Origin of the sequence: Streptomyces sp. B93, from assembly GCF_018070565.1 — a bacterium.
Lineage (GTDB): Bacteria > Actinomycetota > Actinomycetes > Streptomycetales > Streptomycetaceae > Streptomyces.
Window position 1 is genome coordinate 1 of the sequence record NZ_JAGPXL010000095.1, and the last position, 7,043, is coordinate 7,043.

General features: G+C 65.9%; 5 protein-coding genes and 2 pseudogenes. 4 read left to right on the forward strand and 3 right to left on the reverse strand.

Going from position 1 to position 7,043, the window contains the following annotated elements:
- Positions 1-140 precede the first annotated feature (140 nt).
- Positions 141-737, reverse strand: coding sequence for a hypothetical protein (locus KBY47_RS35835; RefSeq protein ID WP_210928784.1), 597 nt, complete (start codon positions 735-737; stop codon positions 141-143).
- Between the two features lie 87 nt (positions 738-824).
- A protein-coding gene (locus KBY47_RS35840; protein ID WP_210928785.1) for an IS5 family transposase occupies positions 825-1,633 on the reverse strand; the annotation gives its coding sequence in 2 pieces (ribosomal slippage) (positions 825-1,283 and positions 1,286-1,633; 807 coding nt in all).
- Between the two features lie 96 nt (positions 1,634-1,729).
- On the opposite strand from KBY47_RS35840, the gene KBY47_RS35845 reads away from it, so the two are divergent.
- The 4 genes and pseudogenes from KBY47_RS35845 (at position 1,730) to KBY47_RS35855 (ending at position 5,808) form a co-directional block, all read left to right on the forward strand.
- The gene (locus KBY47_RS35845; RefSeq protein WP_247695755.1) at positions 1,730-3,016 is read left to right on the forward strand and encodes a peptide ligase PGM1-related protein; all 1,287 of its coding nucleotides are present in this window, start codon (positions 1,730-1,732) and stop codon (positions 3,014-3,016) included.
- A 24-nt stretch (positions 3,017-3,040) separates the two neighbouring features.
- Positions 3,041-4,243, forward strand: a complete 1,203-nt coding sequence (locus KBY47_RS35850) for an MFS transporter (protein WP_210928788.1) — start codon at positions 3,041-3,043, stop codon at positions 4,241-4,243.
- A 380-nt stretch (positions 4,244-4,623) separates the two neighbouring features.
- Positions 4,624-5,110, forward strand: a pseudogene (locus KBY47_RS36915) (alpha/beta hydrolase); the annotation flags it as partial.
- A gap of 177 nt (positions 5,111-5,287) precedes the next feature.
- A pseudogene (locus KBY47_RS35855) lies at positions 5,288-5,808 on the forward strand (GNAT family N-acetyltransferase).
- Positions 5,809-5,921: 113 nt separating this feature from the next.
- Here the strand turns inward: KBY47_RS35855 and KBY47_RS35860 are convergent.
- Entirely contained in the window at positions 5,922-6,335 is a 414-nt protein-coding gene (locus tag KBY47_RS35860; protein ID WP_308405415.1) for an OmpA family protein, read from the reverse strand.
- Positions 6,336-7,043: the final 708 nt, after the last annotated feature.

The following is a 7,043-nucleotide window of genomic DNA, read 5'->3' on the forward strand; positions in this document are numbered from 1 at the left end:
AGCACGTGAAGTGGACAGCCGAGTGCTCGACCTTGCAGGGAACAAATCACCTCTACCTGGTGAAGACACCCAAAGTAGGTCATGGGTAAAGCAGGCATACCGGAAAAACTCTAGGTGAACGCCCACTAAGACGTCGTTTCTTATGGCTGCGGCGCGGAGTGGGCAGTTTCAGGGAAGCCCAGTTCGTCCAGCAACGCGTCGAACAGCTCCTCCACGAAGGTCTCCTGTGCGCGTAGCAGTTCCTCGATCCGAGACTGCTGTGCCGTGACCTGGACACCAGCCGCTGAAGCCCAGTTGAGAGCGCCTTCGGCGTCGGCCGACACCTCTGCATCGAGCTCTGCCCGCTTATGTCCGATGGCTTCTTCGAACTCCGGAGTGGCTATCCATAGGCTCACGTCGTCCACGTCTTCGGGTTCCTCGACGAGGAGAGCTGCGGCGTTGTCCAGGTTGAGCCATGCCTGCCAGCGGTACCCGTCGGTGTCCAGGCCGGTCAGAAGGGCGACGCTGCTGTCGGAGACCTCGGCGGCGCAGGCCGGGGCACCGGTCCATTCGACCAAGGCGAACAGGTACCCGTCCTCCCAGACGCCTTGCTCCAACTGCAGAGTCTGCCAGCCGTCCGGTCGCGGCTGGCACTCATGCACGTCGTCCCGCAGCCCTGGGCCGGTGCTGCCGAAGAGTGGTGCTTCCAGCAGTGGGCGCTCGCTGCGCGCAAAGACCAGATGACCGGAAAAGCCCATGGAACCTCCTCGTCGAATACCAGCGCACCCTACGAGCTGCCACTGACACCACCGGCGCTGGCCGGCTGTTGCTCTCGACCGACTGGCTCACCGGATCAGTCGGCGGTAGCCGATGAGGGCTGCGGCTATGCCGACGAAGGCGAGGAAGTGCTCGGCCTTGCGCTCGTAGCGTCGGTGGAGGCGTCGGCAGCCGACCAGCCAGGACACGGTTCTCTCGACTACCCAGCGGTGGCGGCCCAGTCGCTGCGAGGACTCGACACCCTTGCGGGCGATGCGGTGGCGGATGCCCCGCGAACGGAGCCAGCGGCGCAGGTGGTCGTAGTCGTATCCCTTGTCTGCGTGCAGTTGCGCCGGCCGCCGGCGGCGCGGGCCGCGGCGGGAACGGATGGGCGGGATGCCGCGCACGAGCGGTTGCAGGCCCTGGCTGTCGTGCATGTTCGCGCCGGAGATGCCCAGCGACAGCGGCAGCCCATTCCTGTCGGTGACCAGGTGGATCTTCGATCCCAGCTTGCCGCGATCGGTCGGATTCGGTCCCGTCAATGGCCCCCTTTTGCCGCCCTGACGCTGACCGAGTCGATCGCGCACCGCGACCAGTCCAGCTCGCCTCGCGCTCCGAGCTCGTCAAGGATCACCCGGTAGAGCCGAGCCCAGACCCGGTCCCGGCTCCACTGGGCGAACCGGCGGTAGACCGTGGGCCAGGCGGGGCCGAACACCGGTGGCAGCTGCCGCCAGGTGCAGCCTGACGTCGCCACGAAGATGATCGCGGCCAGGGCCTCGCGGTCACCTGCCCGGCGCCGTCCCCCACCCTGCGGACGCTTCACCTCAGTCGGCGGCACCACCCGCCTGAACAGCACCCACAACTCGTCCGGCACCAGCCGCTCAACGAGATCCGTCATGCACGGCTCAACGAACGATCACGCCATAAGAGACGACGTCTAATGCCGCCGACACTGTGGCTGGGGAATGCGTGCACGGAGCACATGGTCGACCGAATGGACCTGCTCACAGAAGGGGACTACCGCGGCATCCTGTTCGCGATGAAGCGCCTGACCTGGCTGTTGAAAGATCACGACATACTCATCATCCCCCGCCCTGTGACGCAGGACTTCCTGGAGTACGTGACGCGCCACACCGGCACCGACCCCGCCACTCTCCGCGTGATCAGCCCCAACGCACCCCTGCTCACCTACCAAGAACTGCGCACGTCAAAAGTGTCCGCAGCACTCCAGGAACCGACCACTGAACCACTGACCTACCGGCCCTACATACACGACCGAGGCGCGGTCACGTTCGCCCAGCACATCGGCGTGGATGACGACAACGCGAGTAGCTCCTTCCTCGCCGAAGGAGGCGCCGAGCTCCTCAACAGCAAGGTCGCCTTCCGGGCGCTCGCAGCAAGCGCGGGCCTCCCTATCCCCGGGGGCATGGCCTGCCGTACCACTGGGGACTTGATACACGCCGTGAAACGGCTGCTGTCGCGCACCGGGTCAGTGATCATGAAGCGCGACCGGGCTGTCGGAGGCCACGGCAATGTCGTCATCACCACGAACGAGGACGTCCACGCGGTGGGCGCCATGCAGACCCTCCGCGTCACGGACACCTCCGACCTGACCGCACTCGTGACGGCTTCGGGCCTTGCCCAGACCTACGCCCCCATGGGAGAAGTCGTCGTGGAGGAGTTCCTTCCTGACTGCCGTTCCGTGTACGCCGAGGTGCACTGCCCCCCGCTGCCGGAAGAGCCGCATATCGTCAACACGGGCTCCCTGCGGACCGGCGAAGATCCGCCCGTCCTCGCCGGGCTCGAACTCCCCCTCGCTGACGTCTCCGACGACGTGTGGAAGGGCTTCGCAGACGGCACACTCCGGCTCGCCCGGCTGATGCAAACCCTTGGCTACCAAGGCCTGGCAAGCATCGACGCGATAATCTCGCCCGATGGCACCGTCCGGTTCAACGAGGTCAACGCCAGGTTGGGCGGCAGCACCCACCTCGACGCCATCGCCACCGTGCTCCTCGGCACCAACTGGGCCGACGACCACGTGTTGTTGAGCCGGTTCAGCGTCCCCGCACCACCCTTTGCCACGCTCGTCGAAGACCTGGCACACAACGGCCTCGCCTGGGACAGCGCAGTTCGAGAGGGAGTGGTGATCGCCTCTGACGACACCGAGGCCAGCGGCACTGTCGAATACGTCGTACTGGCGCCCACCTGGTCACGGTGCCGGGCACTGGAGGCAGAACTCCATGCCTACCTGGCAGAGAGCATGCAACTTGCCGAACACTGAACGGACAAGGGAAAAAACCACGAGATGTCCTACCGCGCTCTGGCCGGCAAGCAGACGCTTCTGTGGTCGTTCACCGTCGCAGCCGGGCGGTTACCGGTGGCGATGGCCCCGCTCGCGTTCATCTTCCTGGCGAAGGAAGCATCCGGCGACTACGCCCGTGGCGCGGTCCTGGCCGCCGGGTACACGGTGGCCGAAGCTGTAGGTGCCCCGTTCCTCGGCGCACGCCTGCGGAACCGCCCTCACCGGCGCGAGATCGCCATCGGGCTCCTGACGAGTGCTGTGTTCTTCGCCGGGCTGGCCGCTCTTCCTGATGCCCCTCTCGGAGCATCCGTCATCATGGCGGCGGCTGCGGGCGGGGCCGGGGCCGCGGTGCCCGGCGCACTGCGGGCCATGGTCGCCGACCTGGTTCCGGCCAAGGATCTGAATTCAGCACTCAGTTGGGAATCCTCACTGAACATGGCCGTGTGGGCGGCGTCACCCGCACTCGTCGCCAGCGCAGCTACCTGGTGGTCAGCCACCATCCCGTTCTACGCGTCCGCAGCATCTGCTACGGCCGCGGCAGCCTGCATCTTCGCGCTGCCAGAGCGGACCGGTAGGTCGCACACCGACGTGCCGCTGAAGGCTGTGGCGAGGCGGCTCACCGCGGCGTGGCCGATCTACCTCACCAGCGCCGCTGCGATGTACTTGCTGGCCACCGTCGAACTGTCCCTGCCTGCGCTGCTTGAGCACAGGGAACTTCCGGCCGCCGCCAGCGGGCCCCTGCTGACTGGATTCGCCCTCGCCAGCATCGTCGGCGGACTTGTGTACGGTCTGCGGAACTGGCCAGGCAGTCCAGAACGACACAGCACGATCTTCCTGCCTGCGACCATTGCCGCAGCCGCATCTGCCGCGGCGGTGCCTGTTCTGGGAGGCCTTGCAGTCGTGCTCCTAGCCGCAGGCCTGTTCCAAGCCGTAGTCCTCATCGCAAGGAATCTCTCACTACAGCGAGCCCTACCATCGGACCTGCACGCCGTCGGATACTCACTCCAGTACGCAGGAAGCGGGGTGGGCTACGGCCTCAGCGCCGGTGCAACCGGCGTTCTCCTCAACTGGACCAACCCCACCACCACCATACTCATCACCGCTGGCGTCACCCTCCTCCTCACGGCCGGATCCGCCCTCGGGAAACCCCACCCCATGGTCCGGGAACCCGAACGTGTAAGTCACGGGCCCTCACACGGGCTGTAGTCCCCCGCACCAATCAGGAACTTCCCCTGGCCCGCCCTCAAGAGTGCAGTAACTACCCACAGTGAGCCTTCGCAAATGCAGTAGATGGTCCGTCAGCGGTTGATTGCCGGTTCTTCGGTGCTCGAAGCCGTGGCGGACATGCGCTTCCCGACCAATGGCAGGCGTGACTCCGACGTTGTGGCATCTGACCACAGAGCCTCCGCGAGAACCCATTGGGGGAACCACGGGGGCCACTGCTACGTTCCTGGAGGCCGTGCAAGAGGGCGAGGAGGTGGCACCCGTGAACGCAGTATCGACATGGGTGCACCCCCGCCGGGGTCACGGTCGGGCGATACGTCGTCCGGGAGCGCCGTTCAGAGGTACTCCTGAAAGGCACGACCATGCACTTCACTTCTGAACTGCACCTCGAGGACCGCGTCCTCGAGCGCGAATCCACCCTCGGCGAGATCCCCAGGCATCCTGTGGACACCACCCGCGTCAGCACCGGCGCCGCTGATTCTGCTCGGCCAACCTCCCCTGGGGCTGCGCAAGACGTACCGCCGACTGGTGGCCCGGGCCCGGCACTCCCCGCGACGGAGGGCCTCGCGACGGCCACCATCGAGCTTCCCGGAAGCGGCGACCGGCCCCGCTGGCCCGCCGCCGAGCAGACCCGCGCCGACCGGCGCCGGGCGATGGAGGCCGGCGAGCCGGTCACCGACGCATCCTCATCCTCCCCCTGGTCGAAAAGGCGGTCCCGGAATGGCAGGCCGCCCTGGACGCCCTCCTTTCACTGCCCGAGATCGGCGGCCCAGTCGGGTACTCAGGAGGCCGATCTCCAACGGGATCCGGCTGGCGGTAGTCGAGCCGCGTATCTCGGCCGCTGCCCTCAGGCCGAGCTGCTGGCGTTCTTCGACTTCCCCGCCGAGCACTGGATCCGCCTGCGGAGTCGAGTCCACCCAGCAGCGATGGCGGGGCCGTGAATACACCCCACCTCGTCCCCCTCGTCCGCCTAGGAGCCTGCTTCAAACGCGGCCAGCTCGTCGAACGCCCTGAGGCGGTGGCGGCGTGAACACCCTCGTGGCCCAGGCCATCAGCACCAGGCGGCTGGACCTGCTGCCGCTGCACGTCGAGCATGCCGAGGAGATGGCCGAGGTGCTGTCCGCGCCAGCCTTGCACACCTTCACCGGCGGCACTCCCGACACTGCGCAAGCCCTGCGCTCGCGCTACCACCGTATGACCGCAGGCTCTCCCAACCCGGCCATCTCCTGGCTGAACTGGGTGATCTGGCTGCGTGACGACTCCTGCCTGACGGGCACCGTCCAGGCGACCGTCAGCCGTCCGGTCACGGCCACATGGCCGAGATCGCCTGGGTGGTGGGGACCCCGTGGCAGGGAAGAGGCATCGCTCGCGAAGCGGCTCGAGGACTCGTCGGCTGGCTCAGCCAGCAGCCCGTGCAGACCGTCATCGCCCACATCCACCCCGAACATCGGGCATCCGCTGCCGTCGCCACTGCCGCCGGGCTCACACCCACCGACGAATGGCACGAAGGTGAGATCCGATGGCACCGCAGTATCAGGCGACAATGATCCACAGGTCCCGGCTATTACTCACTGTAGTGGTGTGCCCAGCCTTTGTGGGCCGGTGAGGGGCAGGGCGGGGGTACTGGCCGTTCTTCAAAGCGCTCGCATTCGAGGTGGTCCTATAAAGACGGACCTCCCACCCGAGGGAACGAAATTTCGACACGCCGATTCTTCTGCCGACCTGCTTCGGTGGTGTTGGGAACGACTGGATTCCGTTCGCCCAAGCCCCGCACTTGAAAGGTTACGCGGATAGAACCAAGTGCGTTCGCTAGTACCATATGGACAGCTTCTGCGCGCTGCTGGGACAGCGTCTCACCGTGCGCAAACGAGCCGAGATCGTCTGTGTAGCCGTACACCTGTACCGTCTGCGGACTCTGTTGTCTGATCTCCTCACCGACAGAGGCAATGCGAGAGACTGCTGACGAACCAAGACGGGCACTGTCCTTGGCGAAAAGCACCTCGGCCTGAAGGCGCACCGTGACCTCGCTGCTTGTCTCCTCGCGGTGCTCGGCACCGCTGACGTCCTCCACCACGCGACTGATGCCAGCCACTGGCGAACTGATGTCGAGAACCTTGGGCGGGGCCAGTCCTGCATCAGCGGCTAGCTCTCGGCCGGAGATGCCGAGTTGGCCATGCATATGCGCGGGGCCCTGGGTGACCCCACTGGGCGACGGTACGGCCCAGGCCACGGCGTCGAGCACGACCGTCCAGGTAGTCAGCGCCGCGAGAAGAAGCAGCGCCGGTCCAACTCGATGTGAGCCCATGTGGCTTCTCATCTCAGCCCGAGATCTGAACGTTGGCAGTGTCGAAGGTCGGCAATTGGATCGCAACCCTCGTGGTGCTTTCCGGTGGTGCTGGGAACTGCATGAAAACGTGGGCGCTCTCACCAGCCCTGAGTCTTGAGACCCCGGTTGTCGTGAGAGGACGCCCCTCGGTGTCGCGGAGTACGTAATAGCGCTTCCCGGCAGAGAAGTCCACGAGAGTCGCTCCGCCCAGTGAGTAGCCGTGGCGCAGGACATCGAGTTCATTGCCGCGTAAAGCAGCAGGCACCGTGATCGTCTCCGATCGCTCATTGCGCAGTTCGCCCCGGACAGTGAGATATCGAGAAGCCTCTGGGCCTTGACCCGGAATCTTGGACACGGGCTATGCGGCTTGGGCGAGGGTAGTTGATGTTGTGTCGAGTGCTGCCTCGTAGGCGATGGGACTGCGTTGTCCGAGGTGGGAATGACGGCGTCGGGTGT